The organism is Halomicrococcus pelagicus (assembly GCF_050954125.1).
In genome coordinates this window covers 56,943-77,284 of sequence record NZ_JBPBWC010000009.1, presented here as the reverse complement: position 1 = coordinate 77,284, position 20,342 = coordinate 56,943, and the positions used below count along the sequence as shown (strand labels likewise).

The window sequence follows — 20,342 nt, the reverse complement described above, 5'->3', positions numbered from 1 at the left end:
ATTGGTTGGCCGTGTTGTCGCTCACACCCACCCCTGAAGGGGTGAGCTTCCGCTCGCTACGTGTCAGGCCGGCGCGCCGGAGAGCGACTGCTCGGGTTGGGGTCCGTCCTCGGGCATCTGGACATCCCTCAGGGGTTCCGTGACGCGGAACACCATTGCACCCTCGTTCTCGTACACCATCTTGTACCGAGTCGATTCAACGAGACTATCACGCATCCATGGCTGCTGGTACGTATCGGCACCTCGGACCGTGTAATGGCCTTTCGGCACGTAGATGTAGTCGGGATTGACGTCGTTCGCGATCATACTCTCTGAGAGACAGGCCATACCGGGACAGCGCGAGAGGCTCTTATACAGTTGCAAGTGGTGGCGGTACTGCTTGTGGCCCTCCCACTCGACCCCCCATGGCCCAACGAGGATGGCACGGTCGGTCAGTAGTGGGAACCACTCAGCAGCGTCGCCAAGCACGACGAAGTCAGCGTTCGACTTCGTGTTGGCCTCAATCCAGTTCATCGCGGCCTCATCGTCTTCGTCGATGAAGGCAGGCTGACTGTTACTTCCCTGGTGGGAGTGTAACATCCCCGCGGCGAACGCGCCGCCGACCGCAGTTGAGAGGATCGCGAGCACGCCGACGACGACGAGCGGAGCCGACCCCCTGTACCGGGATGACCACCCGCGAACGCGGGGAACGACAACCTCGAAGACAAACACGGACGCCATCATCGCCCCGGCTGGGAATTGGAAACGGGTCTTCCCGAGCATGAACGCGGCAGACACCAGCCACAGCGGGAGGAAGATGCGCCGCTTCGCAAGCAGATACGCTCCGCCAGCGAATGAACCGAGGAAGAATATTAGCGGGGGGCTAAGATCAAGGGGGTAGACGAGCTGTCCGAACAGTCGCATGAATCCGCCGCCGATTCCGGTGTGAGTTCCTGATGCGGCGGTAAACACGTCAATACCGTGCGTGGCCACAATCTGGGTCCACCACGGAGAGGCCAGCAGGATTCCGCCCACAGCGACGGTCGCGCCACTCACCAGCCCGGACACTGATCGATTGAAACAGGCGTACATGACGAGATACGTCGTCCCGAAGAAGACGGTATAGACTGGATGTGTGAGGATCGTCAACCCGAACAGCACCGCTGACGGGATGAGCCACGTCCGGTTGCCGGTCCGGAACAGCTGCAAGCCGGTGTACGCACCAGTGATTGTGAACAGGAACGCCGGTGCACGGACGATACCGCCGGCCGAGAGGTGCCACTGGAGCGCCGGGGGCGTCACCGCCAGCAGCATCGTGGCGAAACCGGCCTGGGGTGTCGTCTGGAGCACCTCGCGTGCCAGGTAGTAGAACGGCAACAGGTATAGCACGATGATGAATCCAGGCAAGAGACGGCTGAGCGTGATAGGGTCGATGCCCGTTGTATCCATCAACACTGCTGAGACGTAGTACATCAGTGGCGGGTAGCCGAACGGTACGCCATCGGCGGTGTATTCCGGAATCTTCGTCGGCAGCGCGTACCCGTGTGCGCTGATTTCCTCGGCTATTTTGATGTACAGTCCAGCACCGTAGGCTGGATACGGATGCGTCGTCAGATAGATAGTGTACACTAGCAGTCCGGTCGCGATCGCAGTCGCGAGCCAGACACGCTCGTCATCAGCGAGATCAAGCAGTCTCGATACAACGTTCCGGCGTTCCTGCTCGTTGACTCTATGCGACATCCGGTATCACCTCGGTATCGATACTCTGCTCATTGATGCGTATCGGGCGTCGAGTACGTTTCCTCGCTGTTCTCATCATATGTCTGTCAGTGTATTCGCTGTGGGTTGCGTTCAATGCGTTGGCATTCGTCGTCCGTGTTGGCCGGGTCGCGTAGCATTGATCACGGTCGACGTATCCGCCCCGAGTGCGTCGGCGTTCAGGATGAGAGTCCTGTCGGGGGCGACGGCGTTCGGTCGGATGTGCAGGGCAGAAGCCTATCATTGTTTCCGTTCGACGTTAATCGTCCACGGGACGGACAGCGACCGTTCCGACCAGCGCCATTCGGTGATAGCCCAAGCGAGCACGCTCAGGACGGTCACTAGGAGCGCGGCCAGTTCCGTCGGTCCCATCCAGGCCGGGAGGACGTACATGAGCGCGTTCATGTATCGGCCTGGGACGAGATTCTTTATACCTACCCAGATACTTCCAGCTATACCTTCTTTCTGGTTGTCGTTTACCTGACCACCACTCTCGGAGTTGCTCGCCTCCTCTGATCCCAGTCCGAGCGACTTCGCACTCTGGCCGCCCGTACTCTCGTCACCCGTCCCAAGGCGTTCGGCCTCGTAAGGGAACGCGATGTCGACCGACCAGACAACCTTGCCTTGGTCGTTCACCTCAACGACGCGGTTGCCGTTCGAGTCGGTGATGAGTGTGTTCCCATTCGGCAGACGGTCGGCGTCGCGCGGCCATTGCGTCCGCGCGTCCTGCCACGTCCACGATTGGTTCCAAGAGCCGTTCTCGCGCTGGTACTCGACGACCCGGTTATTCTCAGAGTCGCCGATGAGAACGGCTGGCCCGCCGTTGGAGGCGTTGATGTAGTCCGGATTATGCTGCTCATAGAGGACGTCATGGTTATCGTCCGATCCGAGCGTCCAATTCTTCACGACGCCCGTCTCGCGGTCGAGGAAGACGACCTGGTCGTGGTTGCGGACGCTGACCATGATGCGGTCGTTCTGGACCACCTCAACGTCGTTGATATGCGTCCAGTCCTCAGGGTACGGACCGCCGCTCGTCTGGGGGTCGAACGCCTGCTGGGCATCCCACGACCACTCAACGAGCCCAGTTGTCGTGTTGACGACGAACACCCGGTCCTGGGCGATGTCGGCGACGACGTACCGTGTGTCGTTGAGGCGGTCGCCGTCGTGCCACCGCGTCGAGTGTTTGCCCGGCGTGACACGACTGAAGATCGGCGTCACTTCGCCAGTCGAGAGGTTCACCCGCTCGATACCGTTGCGAGTACACACTTCCTGCCCACACTTGGATTTACTAATGTGGTCGGCGTAGAAGTACTCGACCGTGGCACGAGTGCCGTTCACCTGGTCGACGTCCCAGTAGCGCGTATGGCTATCGTTGTAGTAGAGGACCGTTCCATTTGGGTTGAGCCCGACGAGTTCCGCACGTGATCGCGGGCCGTCCCCTGCTTTCCCCGTCCACGTGTTTGAGTCCGTCGCGACGACCGTGATACCGTTACGAGGGTCGGCGACCGGCTTTTCGCTGCCGCCGTCGGAGATGTTCGCCTGGCGGAGCTGTTTGTCGGTCTGCCCCACTGAGGAACTGGCCGCTCCGTTCGCCAGAGCAAGTAGTGAGAGAACGATAAGTGAAACGAAGCCGAACCGATAGAGCTTCTTGGAGGGCATCCTCTATCTCAATATAGATTTCCCCACTTTTTATTATCTCGTGTCTAACTTGCTTCCAGACGTGTGAACGGTTCTGAACGACGGTTTGAACTATTTATGTCGGAGTAAAATTACCTAGTGCTCAGCGTTAGTTATCGAATTTGTAGAACAACGATCTCGTTGAACCCGTTATGTGGTATATTATTATACGTATACATAATGTCTCTGTCGCCTAGTCAGTTCACGTCATTGCTAGTCGTGCTATTCGGTAACAATTAGCTCTAAGACACACACACCGTGTTTCCAGTGAAATAGGGAAAAGGAGGGGGAGGGTGGAAGAGAAACGAAGGCTTGGAGAAAACAAAAGAGGAAGGAGAAGAACGGGAGTGAAGAAAGAAAACGAGTGTCGGGGGAAGAAAGCAGGGAAAACACCTAGGCGAGAGAATTGAGCTATCGGATTAGAGATGCCTTTCACTGGAAACACGGTGTGCTGCCGACCCGGATCGAGATTTCAGCGTTTTCCTTCGGGAGGCTAACCACCATCTTTTCTCTCGATCAGCTCATTCCGAATAAATCAGGCCGCTGTCGTAGGTTTCACTGGAAAGGAGGTGTGTGGTATTCCTAAATCCCACCTTCAAAGCTGGAAACGAGGGTTTTCACCGGAAACGAGGTGTGTTTCACTGGAAATGAGGTGTCCAATACAGAACTGATCTTTAGCTTAGTTCTATTCTTTCTCTCTCCCGCCTTCCTTTAGTCAAATCCTCACCTTCACTCGCACCGTCTTCTCCTTTCTGGTGCTGTGGAGATAGAGACACCATGTTTCCAGTGAAAACCGATAGAGTGCAAGCACCGAAAAGAGCGAAAACCCTGATTTCATGTGGAACATTTTGCGACTTCGTCGCATTTTCTATTTTTGATTTCGATCTATTTAATGGACTATAGACCTTTATCACACTTAAAACAAACGGTACCTCGGTAGGATTAGTCAGCGTTTCTACCGTCTTTTGCTCCTCTCATCCCCCACCCTCAACCGCCATTTCACTGGAAACACGGTGTGTGTCTCTCGACTCTCTCGCCATTTCGTTGGTCCCTGCTCTTAAGCCGGCTTCTTACCCGAAGTCTAGCCCACTCGTTGCCAGTATCCGTATCTGCCGTTTTCATCGCCTTTCCCCGCAACAGTAAAGGGATTTCACTGGAAACGTGGTGTCTATGAGCGACGCCGACTCGGACGATCTGTTCTCCCGCGAAGACATAATCTTCGCCAAGAAGGAACTCCTCGAAATCAACCATCTCCCTGACCACGGGCGAATCGTTGGACGCGATGACGAGATTTCAGCGCTTGCAAATGCACTTAATCCGGCGCTGTTCAACCAATCTCCGAGTAACGTCCTCCTCTACGGCAAAACTGGCACTGGCAAATCACTCTGTGCGAAACATGTCTCCCGCCGACTCGTCGACGAAGCAGACGAGGAAGGTGTCTCGGTCGGCGTGGCCTACGTCGACTGTGCCCAAGACAGCACCGAGACCCAGGCGGTCCAAACCATCGCCAGCGGGACGAACACCACCGCCACCGATATCTCTATTCCGGATAAAGGAATCTCGACATCGACGTACTATAAACGGCTCTGGCGTATTCTCGACGAAGAGTACGACGTAGTCATTGTCATCTTGGACGAGATCGACAAGCTAGAAAACGACGACATCCTTATGCAACTTTCGCGCGCGGGCGAAGCCGGAAAACTCGAACGCTGCAAGCTCGGCGTTATCGGCATTAGCAACAAGATCAAGTACAAGGACCGAATGGACGAGCGAGTAAAATCGAGTCTCTGCGAGCGTGAATTCGTCTTCCCGCCGTACGACGCCAACCAGTTGCGGTCAATCATGGAGGCGCGCAGTGACGCCTTCCGCGAAGGCGTCCTTGAACCCGGAACCATCCCGCTCGCCGCCGCCCAAGCCGCCCAAGAACACGGCGATGCTCGGAAAGCTATCGACATCCTCCGGTATGCAGGCGAACTTGCGCAGACGGAGAATGCTGCTACCGTTCGGGAGGAGTACGTCAAGAAGGCTCGCGAACGCGCAGAAAACGACCGGTTCCGCGAGCTCATCCGCGGTGCAACACCACACTCAAAGTACGCGCTTCAGGCGCTTGCTATCCTCTCGCTGGACAATGACGAGGACGCTTTCAGGACAACTCGCGTCTACGAAGTGTATGAACAGGTTTGCCGGCAGATGGACAGTGACCCACTCTCTACGCGACGTGTCCGGGATCTGCTTCGCGAGCAGGCTTTTCTTGACGTTATTGAGCAGACGCGTCAGAGCGGTGGGAGCGCAGAAGGAAGCTATACTGAACATCGACTACTCGAAGATCCTCAGGTCGTCAAGAAAGTTCTCGTCTCAGAAACATAGTTGTAGTGATACAAGAGCGGGCGCTTGAGAGTCGATCTGAACCAGTTTCCGTTCACCGATCTACCCGAAATCACGTATCACAGAGTCATTACACCCACTGTAATCCCGACTTCCAACGCACCTGCTTCGATATAGCGCTTTTGACTTTATAGCAAGTGCGAGACGAAAACCCACGGCCTTAGCCGTGGATAGCTCAAGATCCTCAAGAAACGAATTTTCCCTGGAGTTCAGCCATAGAATGTCTGTGAGATTGACAGAACATTTTCGCCGCAAGTGGTGAGAGAAACGAGGTCAGTTCAGCTAGCGAACAGCCATTATGAGGTCGAGACAACAATTTTGGCAGTATCCGTAGCACCGTCGTCACTCTGGACTTGCAGCCTCACGGTAAATTCTCCACAGACACGCGGCGTCATCGTAATTTGCTGTCCGGTCTTCTCGATCTTTCCGTCGCTGTCAAGATCCCACCGGTACTTCGCAATCTTACCGTCGGGATCTTTCGACTTGGATGCGTCAAATGTTATTTCCGTATCCCTACTCACACGATTACCAGCGTGTGTTGCCTTAATTTGAGCCACAGGCGGTTTGTTCCGTTTATCTGCCTTCTTGTCTCCCTGTGGTGTTGTCGTAGTCGTTGTAGTCTCGCCACTAGTTGTCGATGGCGTCCCTTGAGACGTCGTAGTTTGCGTCGTTTTCTGCGCTGTGGTGGTTGACGATGTCGGCGTCTTCTCAGATACCGTCGTAGTCGTCGACTTACTGGTTGTTGTGGTGGGTGTCGGTTGGGCTGTTGTAGAGGTGGTTGATGCAGAGGTTGTTTTCTTGGTTTTCGTCGTTGTTAGGTTGCTGTCCGGTGTCGTGGTCGCTGTTTTCTTCGATGTTGTCGACACCGTCGTTTGGTCTTCGGTTGTCGTTGTCGACTCTGTTGTCGTTGTTGTAGTCGTTTTTTCGGGGGTCGTAGTAGTTGCCGTCTTTGTCGTCGTAGTCGTGGTGGGTGTGGTAGTGGTTGAGGTGGTAGTCGTGGTGGGTGTGGTAGTGGTTGAGGTGGTAGTCGTGGTGGGTGTGGTAGTGGTTGAGGTAGTAGTCGTGGTGGGTGTGGTAGTGGTTGAGGTAGTAGTCGTTGTTGGTGTTGTTGTGGTTTGATTTTGTGAAGTGAAGAGTTTGTCTTGGACGAGTTGTCGAACGAGCTGCTGATGCCACTTGATTCGTTTCTTTTCGGCTGTATTCTGGGATGTTACTTCTGCCAGATATGCGTTTGCACCGGCATCTCGCGCTGCCTTATGTGCGAGCATCCCAGCGGGTTCATCTCCTGGGCTGGAGAAGGGGACGGTTGTGAATTCGTATGCTTTTCGCGAAACGTAGTTTTTGTTCAGGTGCTTGGCCGTGGCTTTGGCTTCCTGTTCAGCTACCTTGTCCCAGGAACGGAAGATGGCTTGTCCGACACCGCCAATCATGTTGCCGTCCCAGATACCCCTCGATGAATGTAGGTCGATGAAGACGTCCGGCTGGAATTTAGCTACAACGCCCCAAATGGCGCGTGCGAGTTTTGTTGTGGGTTTCTTGCCGGTCGGGAATTGACGATTTAGATCGTATCCTCCACTTCCGGTTCGTCCCCTGGCTTTGACAGCGTATGCATTTGCCCGCGGGATTACTATGAGTGTCCCACGGTCAATATTCCACTTTGCTATCTTTGCTGCAGCAAGAAAGCCAGCTTGTTCATTCCCGTGCATTCCGCCGACGACCATCACTGTCGGACCAGCCTCGGCTGCAGTAGTAATGTACACTGGTGTTTCTCGTTTTGTGTTAGCCATAAGAGTCAACGAGTTACGTGTCAGATTTCCATCTTCCTTGGCACTATTCGTTTGTAGTGCGTTCATGCCGAGTAGTCCGACACTGCCTGTTGCCGTCAAAAACATCCGTCGTGAGGGGGTCATGGATTTCAGTCCTACAATCAAAGCACTTCTATTTTAGGTTTTCGATACTGGATAAATATTACAACTTATTCACAGTTACAACAAACCATTATATAATGTCTGTGTTTATCTGAAATATAGGCACTAGACTCTCTCAAGGAACGACCAAGGGAAGTGAGCAGAAAGGGAAGACAGCGCCCCATACATCGCAAAACAAGTTTGACAACCTCTGACAGATAGGATGACAGGCAAATAAGCCCCGTCCGTAAGGGCATAGAGGAACCGCTGTGTTCGTTTGCTTTTACTGTCTACTGAAGGTTCACGCTCCGTCGTCTTGTCCAGGCGAACGCGTGCGGACAACTGGCAGTTGGTTCGGTGTTTGCCACGGCGAAAGCCGAAACCAAATAGGTAAGCCGACCGCGCTGACGAATACAAAAACAACGCTATCTCGAAGCCGTCACAGGTACGAGTATTGGCTTCGTAGCAACGTCATTACCGTCGGTCAGACACCTTCAACTCCCACCTATCCGAAGTGACGAGAGTAACAGAAGACCCTCGAGAGCCTACGTCTGTAGGCGCAGGAGGATATCACCAATCGATACTATATTATGGGAATTATAAGGCGATCTCACCATATCTACAACTGCTTATCGGTACTAAAATAGGGCTTGGAAGCAAAAGAAATAGATACTCTATGGAACGACGAATGTTCATAACCGGTCTAGGTATAAGTACAGTAACGCTTCTGGCGGGTTGTTCAAGCGATGAGGGCACAGACTCGACATCTACTAGTCCAGCGAGTACGACCACCACACCCGAATCGACGAGTCAGTCAGTTTCTGAAACAACTGACGGGACAGCCTCAATGACCGACGAAGAGAGGTCAACAACGACCAGTGAAGAAACTTCAACAGAGACCACGAGCTCTACTCAGGAGGTAAGAACTACTACGATCGGAGAACCTGTTGAAATAAAGAACGGCCTTCGAATGACAGTTTCAAATCCTCGTCTTGTGGACTCTTATACCATCAACGGCGAGGAGGTAACTCCGAAGAAGGGGAATGTCTTGGGTATCCTTACATTTAAATTGCAAAACACGAATGAGAGTGCCCAGGCGTTACCTAGTATGGAGGCGCCTTCCGTTCGGACGGAAGAAGGAAAATATGGGTTAATCACTGGCGTTGGGGAGAAATGGGAGATGTTTACATCTACAGATATCGATCCAGTGAGCTCAAAATCTATGAAGGGTGTTTTTGAGGTCCCGAAGTCAGCCCGGTATTCTGGTGGACTTGCGGTACAGCTCTCGTACAGTATTTCCGGAGAGAAGCGGACTATCCGTTGGAAACGGTAACGATCTCCTCTCCGATTCTGCTTGCGGTTGTTGTCCTAATGGCACTGCAGTTCCTTCTCCCGTGTCGGTTGTGAGAACGACCCTGTTCGTTGAATTTCTGTCTTTCTATCAAACCTATATAGCATAAAATAAGTTATATCTGATACTATAGGGGGCATAAATGGTAGTTCTGAATATGAGTATTTCTATGATAATATTTGCGTATTTTCTCGCTAGATTCGAAATCTACCGTATCTATGACCAATTCTTTATCTTCTATACTAATACCTACTTATTTATGAATTTATACCTACTAGACTGGTACGATATATTGATGGTATATATTATAGAAACAACTCTGTCATGTTGTTCATCATACACAAGATTTAAACTTAAGGCAAGTATTTTGTTAAAATACGGTCCCTAACCAAGCTACTGCCATAACAGAACAAAGATGAACATGAAGAAATTCCTGAGCATACTCCTCGCCGGTATGCTCTGTGTTTCAGCATTCGGTGTCGTACAGGCTGGAGACACGGCGAACGTCTCCGAGAAAAAAGAAAAACCAACGCCTCCTGATGAATTCATCATAGAGGCGAAAGAGGTAACAATGGAGAACTGGTCGTTCGTGATCGGTCCAGATCAGGAAGTCGACCGGACAGTTACCATAGAAGAGACTACAATCAAAAATAAGGAATTCACTATCTCACTCAAGAAGCTGGCACAGAAGCCCTCCATGATGGAGACTGCAATGATGCCTGCGAAAAAACAGGCTCAGAAGCAGGCTAAAAAGCAGATCAAACGAAAAAAGGGAGAAACTGTTCGCATTCGCATTAAGAGCGTCAAAATTCGAAACGTCGCCATCGTTGTTGACCTCCCGGACAAAATGTCGAAGATGAAGCAGCTGGCGAAGAAAATGCAGAAGAGCCATAAAAAGCATATGGCGTCAGACAAGAAGGGTCCGAAGGCCAATTATCGCCTTAAGATCGAAGAAATGCATATCGATAAATGGTCCTTCGTCGTGGGCACTGACCGCACTCCCGAGAAGACGCTGACGTTCGGTGACTTCACGATGAAAGACCGCGTCATCCGTCCGGCCCAGCTTGTCGCAGGCGACCAGCAATCCAAAATGCTGGAAAAAATGGGCGGCAACTCCGACATGCCAAACAAAAATGTCGGAACCTACTGTGTCCTGATTCAGAACGTTCACATCGAAAACGTCACCATCCTCTTCGGCAACGCGAAGATGCCCGACACCCCAGATGAGTCCGAACCGACAGAGGACGGAAAGACGACCGATTGTAACTGCGAAGACGGCGGTGAAAACGGTCACTCGGACACGACGACTACCGCAGACGACGGTAGTGAGACCGGTGACTCAACGACCACAACCGACGAAAGCACTGAGGATGACGGCAACGGAAGTGACGAGTCCACCACTACGGAAACCACGACGAGTAGCAGTGGACAGCCTGGATTCGGCGTTGCCGTGAGCCTAATCGCGATCCTCTCCGCCGCATTCCTCGCGTATCGTCGAGAATAACAAGGGTACATAGACCCTTTCTTCCAATTCTGAGTGTGGGACCGCTCAGATCACAAAATCCTTCTTTTTAGTGGGACACGGTCAGTGGAGCGAGTACTGTCCAAGACTTGTACGTTGTAAACTATCCCTCCCACATGGGTACGAACTCGACGGCGACTACAATGCCGCGAAGAACATCGGCAAACGATTGCTAACTGTACCCGAGGGCAAACGTCCCTCGGGATTGAGCGACGGTCAACTTGCCCTGACGTCCGGGACGCTAAACAGGTACGGGGATTACACCCCCGACGACCCATCCGGGTCGGCAGACTGGGAGTCCACGGACAAGCCCGCCCTCAGACGCAAGCGTAAGCGGGCGTCAGGGCGGGGTAGTTGACTGGGAAATAGTTCCTTCCCCTATAGGATATTCTACAAGCTGAGTAGGGCGAGTGTCTCGGGGCGTGCCCCCGAGGGTGACGCCCGTCAACAGGTTTACCGTACCACGTCTCGTACCGTGGTTTAACGACCGTGACGTGGGTTAACGACCGTACTCCGAAGCGGTCGTTCTCGGAAGTGGGGAAATGCGACTCCTCTCAAAACCCGCCATCGGCGGTGAGACGGGTGTTGTCGGGTCGTGGTGGAGCGACCGATCCTCACGGATACCAGCGAGGTGTTCGGGTGTTACTTCCAGCCGACCCAGTTCGGGAAAGTCGAGGGGAAGTACATTCGCCTGCGTCTGTCCGTCCGTTTCTGGACGACACAGACAAAACGGTGAAGCCTCGGGGCGTGTCCCTGAGGTACTTCACGCCGTACAGCAATTCGTGACATCCTCCCACGACTAAAGTCGTGGGCTTCCCACGCCCGCACTGCAATGCGCTGGTTTGGGAACTTACGTTTACGACCCGACGTGCCGATGGGAGTGCCACGCCCCCGTTACTCCTATCCCGTGAAGGATTCGGAGTTATCTGATTGTTTTATGTCGGTTTGGTGTCAGAAGGCTTACTTATTTGATGAGGCAAACACCAAGTCAACTGCCAGTTTTCGGACCGTCGAATCCGATGGGGTACCATCGAATCGACAACTACAGATACGTAGTGTAGGCACTCAAGCCTTTCGATTTCAGCGTTTAAAGCCGAAGACGGCGATTCATCCCACGACTAAAGTCGTGGGTTTTCTCGCCTGCAATTCATAAGATTACTCTCGTATGAAACACGGCAAGAGAATCGTGGCTGGTCTCTACGACCACGACTCTCCCACTGGTCGGATGACACACCCAGATACCAGCAGTACACCCGACGACTAAACAAATACTCTCCAAGGATAAAATATTACCGGAAAAAGTATTTTCTATTATGAATAGGGGTTAAAATACGAGAATAAAATCGAGGGAGAAACACCATTACAAAATCTGGGCTTCCCACGGCACAAAGAAACTCGTCTATTAGAGAGATCGCAGGTGCTAGTGCCCCCGCCTTTAGCGTGGGGATACAGCACCGTCATTAATTACTTCCATTGTCGAATGGAAATCTACACCCCCATTGCGTTGTTTCAGTGAACCGTCTCGGTGTCACGTGGTTCGAGACGCCGACGGCGTCACGTCATCACGAGCGAGCTTCGCTCTCTCGAACGACCCCGAGGCACTCGGCCTGCTCCGCCTGTAGATGCAGACTTCCGTGAAGTGGTAGCGTCAGTTGTTGCAGACCTAACACTTCTCCTGCTCGGGAGTCCGCCGTGTTCACGCGGAGGCGGATGTCAATCCTCCTGTCTTTCAAGCCGTTTCATAGTAAGTGTCTTGCAGAGGTGTCGGTACCCTGGCGCGTCGTCGGCGATCCAAAGCAGGATAGCGATGATGAGAAGCAGCAACTGTAATGTGAAAAAGGAGGATGTTTCTATCTGTGTGAAATGTGCAATGAAACTTTGCTGGGTCTCATAGTCGGGTGTCGGTAGTATCGGCCATAGCAGGAAACTAAGCCTTGCAAACTCGCCGTTCAGCAATGGATTAAGGACATCGCCAAACAGGTGACTGAGATACCCGACGGCGAACGCCATCACGGGAACGGTGGTAGTACTGCGTACATGCACAAATAGATACCAGAGGCCGCCGAGGATCAGCGCGCACGTCAGGAGTGAGTGAAAGAGGCTTCGTCCCGACGGAAGGACACCGAACGTCCACGCAAGTGGTTTGCCCAAAAGATCTGGGAACTGTGTCCCGATGAGGAGAACGACCGTTTCGGTCGGTGATGGCGGGAAGGACCGTCTGTATCGACAGAGTAACGAGTACAGAATATACCCAACAGCGAAATGTCCCCAGGGCCACATAGTACTGGGTTTCAGACCCGGACTGTTAGAGGCTTCGCTCTTGCCAGGTTAGCTGGTTACAAACGCTAAGTCTCCACCTTCAACGGAGCGAGCGGCGTCAGCCGTAGTTGACATCCTCCCTGTCTTAATGGGCGAGGATTCCAACGCGGGACAGCGAGCCGGTCCCGCGTCCCCGCTGGCAACTTCTCGCCTGCCGAACGGGGTCCGGCAAGGCGATACCGGGTGTGTGGCGTGTTCGGCGTCCGAGTGGACGCAGTATCCGCTTGCGCCGGGCATCCCGTTCGTCTCTCCGGGATGGAGGGGATGCCCCCGGTCGCAGGTTTTCCCGCGTCGGGGCACGGGCCGTGCCATCGGCCTGCCTGCCCTTCGTGCCACGGTGGGCAGGCACAATCGGGCGAGGGTTGCTTTTTGTCTGCCGTGTCACCACGACCTCGGTGACGCCCTCTCTGGAACGGTATGATGGCCTTCGTCTTCCGGGCGGATGCTCCTTGAGGAAGGGGACTTAGCGCCTAAGTCCAGTTAAAACGGGCGGTTGTGGCGGAGTTGTCGGATTCATCTCCGCCGTGAACGGCGGGGCTTTCTCCTCGAACTGTGTAAGTCTACACCGATACCTTAGTAAGACCAACCATCCATTAAGAAATTAAATGGCGACACAGCGTCGACAACGGTTCATCCATGGCCAAGTTGCGTGGATGCTCGGATCTATCCTTGTCCTTGCGCTCCTTGACGCGATAACGCTCGAACTGTTCTTCGTTCTCTCATTTATTGGGTTTCTTGTGCTGATCGAACTCACTGCACCGATCGCTGTCACACCGACATGGCGGCGTCGGCTAAAATGGCTTATCGGACTCGGATTGATCGTCTTCGGTTACATCGTTGTTCGCCGTATACTTGCGATTCTCCCGTCGGGGGTACTCTAAGATGGTGTGGCAAAAACTTGAGTCAACTCCAGCACGCATCCTTGCGGGGTTCATACTAGTCATAGTAGTGGCAGTCATTGTCGCAGCGAGCACCTCTGCGGCCTCCTTCGGCGTCTATAACGGGGCATGGGATGGTACATCGAAATTCCAAACCCAAGTTGAGAAGACTGGTGCCTCAACGACGATTGTTCGTAAAACGACGACATACACTGAAACACGCCCGAACAATACGGTCTCAATAGTGCTTTCACCGGATCAACCCTATGAAGAGGCGTCGCAGCGACACCTCCGGCAGTTTGTTCAAGAGGGTGGAACGCTCGTTGTTGCAGGAGATTTTGGCAGTCATACGAATCCGTTGCTCCGTTCCCTTGGAGCGTCAGCCCGAATCGACGGTCACGGACTTCGTGACGAACGGTACAATTACAAATCACCTGCGATGCCACGTGCACGGAACGTCTCGGATCATCCGCTTGCTGCGGATGTCTCGGCTCTCACGCTTAACCATGGAACAGCAGTTCGGCCGAATAGTGCGACTGCAATCGTCAACAGCTCAGGATTTGCATATCTTGACACGAACGGCAATAGCAATTTAGATTCACGTGAAACCGTTCGGACGTGGCCTGTTGTAACTGTTGAGTCAGTCGGTGACGGCCGCGTTATCGTTGTGAGTGATCCTAGTATCCTCATTAACTCAATGATCGATCAACCCGGGAACCGTCAGTTTGTCCAGAATCTTGTGTCTACGCACGACCGAGTGTTACTCGATTATTCCCATTCTGCGTCGTTGCCGCCACTAGCGGTTGCAACATTGGTGCTTCGAGAGTCTGCATTCCTGCAGCTGTTCGTTGGTCTCCTTGGAATCGGCGTCCTCTTTGTCTGGATGCAACGGCCTATACTTCCTGTGCTCGTAACCCGTCTTCGTCGAGGAGATGGAGCCCTGCAGTCGGCTTCAACGACTGAGCTAGACGCTGAAGAGCTTACGGCGTATCTCGCGCAACAGTATCCGGAGTGGGAAAGAGATCGACTTGAACGTGTAGTGGCCGCTGTTCGTGACAGACGACGATAGTTCTTGATACGTGGCCCGATACCCATAATTTATCCCTATCGTCCAAGAGACTACTATTGATGACTACGCCTGAAGAAATTCACTCTCAGCTTCGCAATGAAGTAAATGAGGTTTTGATCGGTAACGAGGAGATCATCGAAGGTCTCACGATTGCGCTTCTCACACGCGGACATGTCCTCTTAGAGGGTGTGCCTGGAGTTGCCAAGACGACAATTGCGAATCTTTTCGCCCGTGGAACTGGGCTGGACTATAACCGTATCCAGATGACGCCGGACTTACTCCCTGCAGACATCACTGGCACCCACGTGTATCGAGAACCCAGTGGCGAGTTCCAACTACAGCGCGGACCCGTGTTTTCGAATTTACTGGTATCTGACGAGATTAATCGTGCAACGCCCAAAACACAGAGTGCGCTGCTAGAAGCGATGCAAGAGGAGACAGTTACAATCGAAGGCGAGACCTTGTCGCTTCCAACCCCGTTCATGGTGGTTGCAACGCAGAACCCGATCGAGATGGAGGGAACATACGAACTTCCGGAAGCACAACGTGACCGCTTCCAGCTGAAGCTCATCGTCGAGCTCCCCGATGAAACTGACGAACGGAAGCTTCTCGACCGCTTTGACGGCAACCCCACACTTGGCCCTGAAGAAGTCTCGCAGGTAGTCTCTCCGAATTCGATTTTAGATGCTCGCCAGACTGTCGCTGATGTCTACGTCGCCCCGTCAGTAAAGGACTATATCCGTGAAGTAGTCGCTGCAACTCGTGACACCTCAGATCTTGAATACGGTGGTTCGCCGCGAGCTACAATTGCGTACATGCAGTCCACGAAAGCTCGTGCAGCCATCAATGGTCGTGACTACGTCATTCCGGACGATGTGAAGCGGTTAGCGGTTCCAGTACTCAACCATCGCTTGACGTTGAGCACTGACGCTGAACTTAGTGACCAGACGACAGAAACTGTTTTGAGAGAGATTTTAGACACGATTACACCGCCAAGCAGCGATTCATTTACTGAACAGAAAGAAACAGCGACAGTCAATACTTCCGGCTCTAACTAACTAATTGTAAATATCGTTTCACAGAGCAGTCAACCACATGATGACGAGGATCCAAACAGACAATGAAAAGAATACTGCTGCTCCAATTCCTTTCCAGGTGTTCGTAGTTTCAATGGAATTTTGAGACTTACTCGCCATCATTTATCCCCATACGATGCTATGATAAAGACAATCGCATATAATATACTTATCGGTGAGTTCCTATTGAATACCTAACAATAAATGGGGCAGCTACACTATGCAAGCCTTTGTAATGGGGTGGAAGGAAACCGCTGTACACTGCCGACTACCAGGTTCGGGAAGGATGTTCACTACTGGTGGTAGTTTTGGCGCGCGTACACCGGTAACTACTGGTTGTGACTCGTACAAATTAACTGTATCGCTATATACTGGCTTTCTGCCTAAACGTGACCTCGGGAGTCTCCTTTGGCTTTTCCAAAGAAGCAGTGAACTACTCGGAATACGATAATCCGTGTCCTAATCCTGGGCGAGCAGTATCTGGGCGGCCGACAGAATTCCAAAGAGGGCAACAATCACTGCAGCCCATTGTTGTATTCCGACAACAGTAAATAATGAAATGTTAGCCCAGAATCCGAGAAGGACAGTAAGGCCGACTACTGTGAGGTACTGATACGCTTTGAGCCACGGCGTCGATTCTGAGCTTGCTTGCTCATCCGTATTTGAGATGACACTGTCGTCGGTTGTTTCCACTGTATCGTTCACGGCGGCATCTAGATAGGGTTTCAGCTGTTCAGCCAAGGGAGTGAGCTTGACGTTACCGCGACTTTGATCGTACTCAATCACTCCCTCTTTGTCTAGTTTCGGTAAATGAGACTGATAGAGTGAAATATAGACTCGCTGGCGCTCATTCGATGAAAGTTCTGCGAGCGTCGTGTTGTTCTCCCACGCCGCTACCTGTTCTGTGACGTCACGCATCTCAGCCGATCCGCCATGGTCCTGCAGATAGCGAAGGACGTCACGACGTCGTTTGACTTGGAGGAGATGGAAGATCTTGTCGTCGGAGATCTCTTTCAGGGTTTCCTTTGTACTTGCTTCTTCGTCAGTACTATCTGACGATTTGGTGGTGTTGGGCGTAGCGCTCATGAGTTGTGGTGGTTTGTGTTTGGGCGGTAGGCTCGTCTTGCTGCGATCTTGCTGATTCCGCGCTTATTCTTACACGGGGACCATTTCTCGACACCGTAATTTTCTTCATAAGCGTTTTAAAACTATTGGTCCGTGCTAGAGTAGGAACTATAGACGATACTGACATACTTTCCGTGAAAACGGGGACCGAAGCCCGTCTACCGCTTAATATCAATTCCTGACTGGCGGATGAGACTCGCAACCATCGCTGTCATCCACTTCGTTTCCGTCTTCAGATTCGTTCCGTACCGAGTCGTCTCAACAAGATAGCCAGGAATTTTCAGATCGCCAGCTACCTTATGCGTGAGAAGTGGCCGGTCAGCATCAAGGGTGTTCCCGATCTTGAAGTTGTAGATTGGCCGCTTTGAGTCAAGCTGCTGCTTGTTCATGTACTGCACCGTCTGGCTGGCGTTCTTTCGCGCCTGGCCTATGTGCGTGGGATAAATCGCTTGTCCCACACCATTTGGTCCTTCTTTTACACCGAGTATCCCGTGAGAACTGTGAAGACTGAAGAAAACGTCTGGATTCGCTTGTTCAATCCGGCGCCAAATTGCGCGTGCTAGCTTTGTCGTCGCTTTTCGTCCAGGGGGGAAGTGATCGTTTAGATCCCCGTTCTTGCCAACATAGGTCCCTCTTTGAATGGCAACAGGGTTCACCTGCGGAAGTACAACAAGCTTGCCGGAGTCAATCGACCACTGGCGGATTTTGTTTGCTGTATTCCAGCCAACCGGTTCGTTCCCCTGCAGACCCCCGACAACAACTGCTGTCGGACCGGGGATCTTTGACTCGACTGTATAAGTGGGGAACTCCATTTCGGTTCCTTTGAGAACCTTATTTTCCGAACGTTCCAGCCTCGCTGGACAGAACTCGTCCTTCTCCCCGAGAGTGGTTCCAGCTTGGGAAATTCCGAGAGTCGCTAGACCAGCGACGCTCCCCGCTTTTGTAAGAAAGTTCCGGCGTGAGTTACTATCTTTGTCTTGCTGTTTTTCCGTTGTACTCTGTTTTCTACCTTTCATGTATGTTTAATTTATGGGATGGATAGCTATTTTACCTTATAACGCCCGCGGTATCGCATTCCAATTATTCAATATTGTGGGACATACATTAAATTTACTACCCAAAGACTAAATATAGAACAAACAAATAGAATAATTAATAGAAACGAGGCGATTTTAAATGGGGTTCTCAATCCCTCACATCCACTGGACATCCCTTGACCGTACCTCCACGCATACCGTCTGAAACCCAGTAAATGGAGAAAAGAAGCGCGACAAACGAGAGCACTGAAAACGAATGGCCATCGAACGGAAGCAGCGCCAGAAGGCTCGTTGCACCGATTAACGAAAGCACGCCGGCAATAAACGCTGATCCACATGCAGCACATCCTGCACCAAGTGTACCAAGAACAGCCCCGAGTGCACCACCAGTTCCACCACTAACACTCACTCGATGCTCCCGAAAGTGATACACGACCATCGCGATATTTGTACCAAACAAACCCGCGCTTATGAGGAGAAAAACAGTTGTGAACGTCGAAAATGCAGTTCCAACTACTGGATACAGGTTGAAGAGTACGGCTAGCCGTCGATCAAGTGGCAAACTACCACCAATGATAACAGCCTGAACCAACGGGATGTTTTGTGAAAGGACGAACAGTGACAAGCCCATAAGAGAGGAAATGACCGCGACAATTGCATACGAAGGAATAGAAAGAACAAGACGTACTGCGCGAACCGTTATCCGCCAGTCACTGAGCTGAATCGGAAGTCGCTCACGAATACGTGCAGCACTCATTCTCCCATCCTCCCGGCCATTCTGGGACGAATGTCGCTGACTATCATACGGTATGACTCTTAGCGGAACAATATGAAATTTCCGAAACCAATACTATAAAATATTCCCACTCTACTATTTAAATACGTTGTGTACTATCATACCTAAAGATGTGGGTCTCCCAAGAATAATATATTACTTCTGGCAGTTATGATGATTGAGAAGATAAAGTTCGCGGACTATCGGCCACTGGCGCTCCCACGAAGCCAATACTCGCACCGTCAAGGAGCTTCCCTCACGGCCGTGGAAATAGTGTCTATCAACCCTACAAGCACAGTATTCCCTCTCGCGTGTTCCCCGGCGGCACAAGACAAACAGATCAGGACGTGATTTCACGGCAATTCACAGCAACGTTCCTTCCACGAACAGCTAAGGGGCTTACCGATTTGAATACCACGTATACTCCTGGCTCTCTTCGGGAGTATATCCGCTCTCTAACTCTTCTACTCGTTGTTGGAGGTCGTCAATTTGTTCACCGAGCGTGTGGATAGTAGTGCCGAGAAGCCCGATTATGTATCGTGTTTCTGGATCAATACCGCTCTCTGCTTGTAGCTCATTAAGCTCGTGCAAGATTTCGTCCCGATCCTCAGTCATAGTACAGTAGGATTGAGAAGGATGTCAACTAATTCTTTCGGTAAATCGCCTCGGGAGCAAGCCCCGAGGCTTTCGCGTGGACTCCCGTTTTATGCCTCACCCGAGGCAGGGGGTGCGTACTCCCCGCTCACGTTCAGCGTCCCGCGATTCAAGCGCACATCTACGGGTGCGCCTCCATCGTCTGCATTTTGCCGACGACGGAGATACTGCAAACCAATGTTCTTCGAGGCGTTGTAGTCGGCGTGGTTCTCGTACCCGCACTGCTGGCACTCGAACGACTCTCGGTGACGATTGTCGTCGTGGGTAAACCCACACGTCGAGCAACGCTTCGACGTATTGCGTGGATCTACCTTCACGGCTTCGACACTATGTTCTTCGGCCTTGTATTCGACGCCCTCGTAGAGGCGTCGGAACGCCCAGACGTGTTGCCACGTCGCCTCGGGAATATTCTCCCGAATGTGGGTCAAGTCCTCGAACACGATGTGCGAACAATCGTTTTCGACAGCCTCCTCAATGAGTTCGTTCGCCACCCTGTGCAAGTGTATCTCGAACCGTCCGTACTCTTTCTGCCCAACGGACTCAATGTTCTCGTGGGCGTGTCGAGACCCACGTTGCTGGAGCGACCCACGACGCTTCTCGTACTCTCGACGCCAGTGGTTGAACTGGTCTGCCGACCAGAATCGCCCAGCCGAAGCGACTGCGAGGTTGTTGACGCGTGAACTACCCTGCCCGACCGCGCTCGGGCCTCCCCGGCTCTCGCTTGTTGCAGACAGAGCTTCCTGTTTCTGTGTCGGAATTTGCACCCGAAGGCACAGGGATTCCAGACTCCGCAGGCGACTTCCCTTTACGGGTGGTTTGGAGTGTCCCAC

15 protein-coding genes and 2 pseudogenes are annotated in these 20,342 nt (G+C 52.5%); 7 read left to right on the top strand and 10 right to left on the bottom strand.

Annotated features, from left to right (window positions below; all coding sequences use genetic code 11):
• Window positions 1-63: 63 nt before the first annotated feature.
• On the bottom strand, window positions 64-1,719 hold the full coding sequence (locus tag ACRYA2_RS16325; protein WP_433630374.1) for an ArnT family glycosyltransferase: 1,656 nt from the start codon (window positions 1,717-1,719) through the stop codon (window positions 64-66).
• Window positions 1,720-1,977: 258 nt separating this feature from the next.
• A complete protein-coding gene (locus ACRYA2_RS16320) occupies window positions 1,978-3,396 on the bottom strand; it encodes an aryl-sulfate sulfotransferase (RefSeq protein ID WP_433630371.1) in 1,419 nt (472 codons plus the stop codon).
• A gap of 1,188 nt (window positions 3,397-4,584) precedes the next feature.
• On the opposite strand from ACRYA2_RS16320, the gene ACRYA2_RS16315 reads away from it, so the two are divergent.
• The gene (locus tag ACRYA2_RS16315; RefSeq protein WP_433630368.1) at window positions 4,585-5,781 is read left to right on the top strand and encodes an orc1/cdc6 family replication initiation protein; all 1,197 of its coding nucleotides are present in this window, start codon (window positions 4,585-4,587) and stop codon (window positions 5,779-5,781) included.
• Window positions 5,782-6,095: 314 nt separating this feature from the next.
• On the opposite strand, the gene ACRYA2_RS16310 is transcribed toward ACRYA2_RS16315, so the two are convergent.
• Window positions 6,096-6,356, bottom strand: a complete 261-nt coding sequence (locus ACRYA2_RS16310; RefSeq protein WP_433630555.1) for a PKD domain-containing protein — start codon at window positions 6,354-6,356, stop codon at window positions 6,096-6,098.
• Window positions 6,357-6,483: 127 nt separating this feature from the next.
• Between ACRYA2_RS16310 and ACRYA2_RS16305 the strand changes: the two genes are divergently transcribed.
• The gene (locus ACRYA2_RS16305; RefSeq protein ID WP_433630563.1) at window positions 6,484-6,918 is read left to right on the top strand and encodes a hypothetical protein; all 435 of its coding nucleotides are present in this window, start codon (window positions 6,484-6,486) and stop codon (window positions 6,916-6,918) included.
• A gap of 347 nt (window positions 6,919-7,265) precedes the next feature.
• On the opposite strand, the pseudogene ACRYA2_RS16300 reads toward ACRYA2_RS16305, so the two are convergent.
• Window positions 7,266-7,586: pseudogene (locus tag ACRYA2_RS16300) on the bottom strand (M14 family metallopeptidase); the annotation flags it as partial.
• Window positions 7,587-8,553: 967 nt separating this feature from the next.
• On the opposite strand from ACRYA2_RS16300, the gene ACRYA2_RS16295 reads away from it, so the two are divergent.
• Both ACRYA2_RS16295 and ACRYA2_RS16290 read left to right on the top strand, forming a co-directional pair.
• Window positions 8,554-9,039 carry a hypothetical protein gene (locus ACRYA2_RS16295; protein WP_433630365.1) on the top strand — a complete coding sequence of 162 codons (486 nt, stop codon included), beginning with the start codon at window positions 8,554-8,556 and terminating at the stop codon, window positions 9,037-9,039.
• 439 nt (window positions 9,040-9,478) lie between these two features.
• Entirely contained in the window at window positions 9,479-10,561 is a 1,083-nt protein-coding gene (locus tag ACRYA2_RS16290; RefSeq protein ID WP_433630362.1) for a PGF-CTERM sorting domain-containing protein, read from the top strand.
• 1,731 nt (window positions 10,562-12,292) lie between these two features.
• Here ACRYA2_RS16290 and ACRYA2_RS16285 read toward each other — a convergent pair.
• Entirely contained in the window at window positions 12,293-12,859 is a 567-nt protein-coding gene (locus ACRYA2_RS16285; RefSeq protein WP_433630359.1) for a metal-dependent hydrolase, read from the bottom strand.
• Between the two features lie 644 nt (window positions 12,860-13,503).
• On the opposite strand from ACRYA2_RS16285, the gene ACRYA2_RS16280 reads away from it, so the two are divergent.
• Genes ACRYA2_RS16280 through ACRYA2_RS16270 form a run of 3 tightly spaced genes read left to right on the top strand, consistent with a single transcriptional unit; the run spans window position 13,504 to window position 15,903 of the window.
• Entirely contained in the window at window positions 13,504-13,779 is a 276-nt protein-coding gene (locus ACRYA2_RS16280) for a DUF8044 family membrane protein (protein WP_113277695.1), read from the top strand.
• Window position 13,780: 1 nt separating this feature from the next.
• On the top strand, window positions 13,781-14,845 hold the full coding sequence (locus tag ACRYA2_RS16275) for a DUF4350 domain-containing protein (protein ID WP_433630356.1): 1,065 nt from the start codon (window positions 13,781-13,783) through the stop codon (window positions 14,843-14,845).
• 59 nt (window positions 14,846-14,904) lie between these two features.
• Window positions 14,905-15,903 (top strand): AAA family ATPase, encoded by a 999-nt coding sequence (locus ACRYA2_RS16270; RefSeq protein WP_433630354.1) that lies wholly within the window; start codon window positions 14,905-14,907, stop codon window positions 15,901-15,903.
• A 477-nt stretch (window positions 15,904-16,380) separates the two neighbouring features.
• Here ACRYA2_RS16270 and ACRYA2_RS16265 read toward each other — a convergent pair whose 3' ends face one another.
• The 5 genes and pseudogenes from ACRYA2_RS16265 to ACRYA2_RS16245 form a co-directional block, all read right to left on the bottom strand.
• Entirely contained in the window at window positions 16,381-17,007 is a 627-nt protein-coding gene (locus tag ACRYA2_RS16265) for a DUF7344 domain-containing protein (protein ID WP_433630351.1), read from the bottom strand.
• A gap of 197 nt (window positions 17,008-17,204) precedes the next feature.
• Complete coding sequence (locus tag ACRYA2_RS16260) at window positions 17,205-18,062, bottom strand: M14 family metallopeptidase (RefSeq protein WP_433630349.1); 858 nt, start codon at window positions 18,060-18,062, stop codon at window positions 17,205-17,207.
• A 169-nt stretch (window positions 18,063-18,231) separates the two neighbouring features.
• Complete coding sequence (locus ACRYA2_RS16255) at window positions 18,232-18,840, bottom strand: hypothetical protein (protein WP_433630347.1); 609 nt, start codon at window positions 18,838-18,840, stop codon at window positions 18,232-18,234.
• A gap of 417 nt (window positions 18,841-19,257) precedes the next feature.
• Window positions 19,258-19,473 (bottom strand): hypothetical protein, encoded by a 216-nt coding sequence (locus tag ACRYA2_RS16250; protein ID WP_433630345.1) that lies wholly within the window; start codon window positions 19,471-19,473, stop codon window positions 19,258-19,260.
• A gap of 89 nt (window positions 19,474-19,562) precedes the next feature.
• Window positions 19,563-20,189, bottom strand: a pseudogene (locus tag ACRYA2_RS16245) (RNA-guided endonuclease InsQ/TnpB family protein); the annotation flags it as partial.
• Window positions 20,190-20,342: the final 153 nt, after the last annotated feature.

Bases quoted from the DNA above. Each gene is read 5' to 3' on its own strand.
- ACRYA2_RS16320 (WP_433630371.1), bottom strand. From the start codon at position 3,396: ATGCCCTCCAAGAAGCTCTATCGGTTCGGCTTCGTTTCACTTATCGTT.
- ACRYA2_RS16270 (WP_433630354.1), top strand. From the start codon at position 14,905: ATGACTACGCCTGAAGAAATTCACTCTCAGCTTCGCAATGAAGTAAAT.
- ACRYA2_RS16295 (WP_433630365.1), top strand. From the start codon at position 8,554: ATGACCGACGAAGAGAGGTCAACAACGACCAGTGAAGAAACTTCAACA.
- ACRYA2_RS16265 (WP_433630351.1), bottom strand. From the start codon at position 17,007: ATGAGCGCTACGCCCAACACCACCAAATCGTCAGATAGTACTGACGAA.
- ACRYA2_RS16260 (WP_433630349.1), bottom strand. From the start codon at position 18,062: ATGAAAGGTAGAAAACAGAGTACAACGGAAAAACAGCAAGACAAAGAT.
- ACRYA2_RS16325 (WP_433630374.1), bottom strand. From the start codon at position 1,719: ATGTCGCATAGAGTCAACGAGCAGGAACGCCGGAACGTTGTATCGAGA.
- ACRYA2_RS16290 (WP_433630362.1), top strand. From the start codon at position 9,479: ATGAAGAAATTCCTGAGCATACTCCTCGCCGGTATGCTCTGTGTTTCA.
- ACRYA2_RS16315 (WP_433630368.1), top strand. From the start codon at position 4,585: ATGAGCGACGCCGACTCGGACGATCTGTTCTCCCGCGAAGACATAATC.
- ACRYA2_RS16280 (WP_113277695.1), top strand. From the start codon at position 13,504: ATGGCGACACAGCGTCGACAACGGTTCATCCATGGCCAAGTTGCGTGG.
- ACRYA2_RS16255 (WP_433630347.1), bottom strand. From the start codon at position 18,840: ATGAGTGCTGCACGTATTCGTGAGCGACTTCCGATTCAGCTCAGTGAC.
- ACRYA2_RS16250 (WP_433630345.1), bottom strand. From the start codon at position 19,473: ATGACTGAGGATCGGGACGAAATCTTGCACGAGCTTAATGAGCTACAA.
- ACRYA2_RS16285 (WP_433630359.1), bottom strand. From the start codon at position 12,859: ATGTGGCCCTGGGGACATTTCGCTGTTGGGTATATTCTGTACTCGTTA.
- ACRYA2_RS16275 (WP_433630356.1), top strand. From the start codon at position 13,781: ATGGTGTGGCAAAAACTTGAGTCAACTCCAGCACGCATCCTTGCGGGG.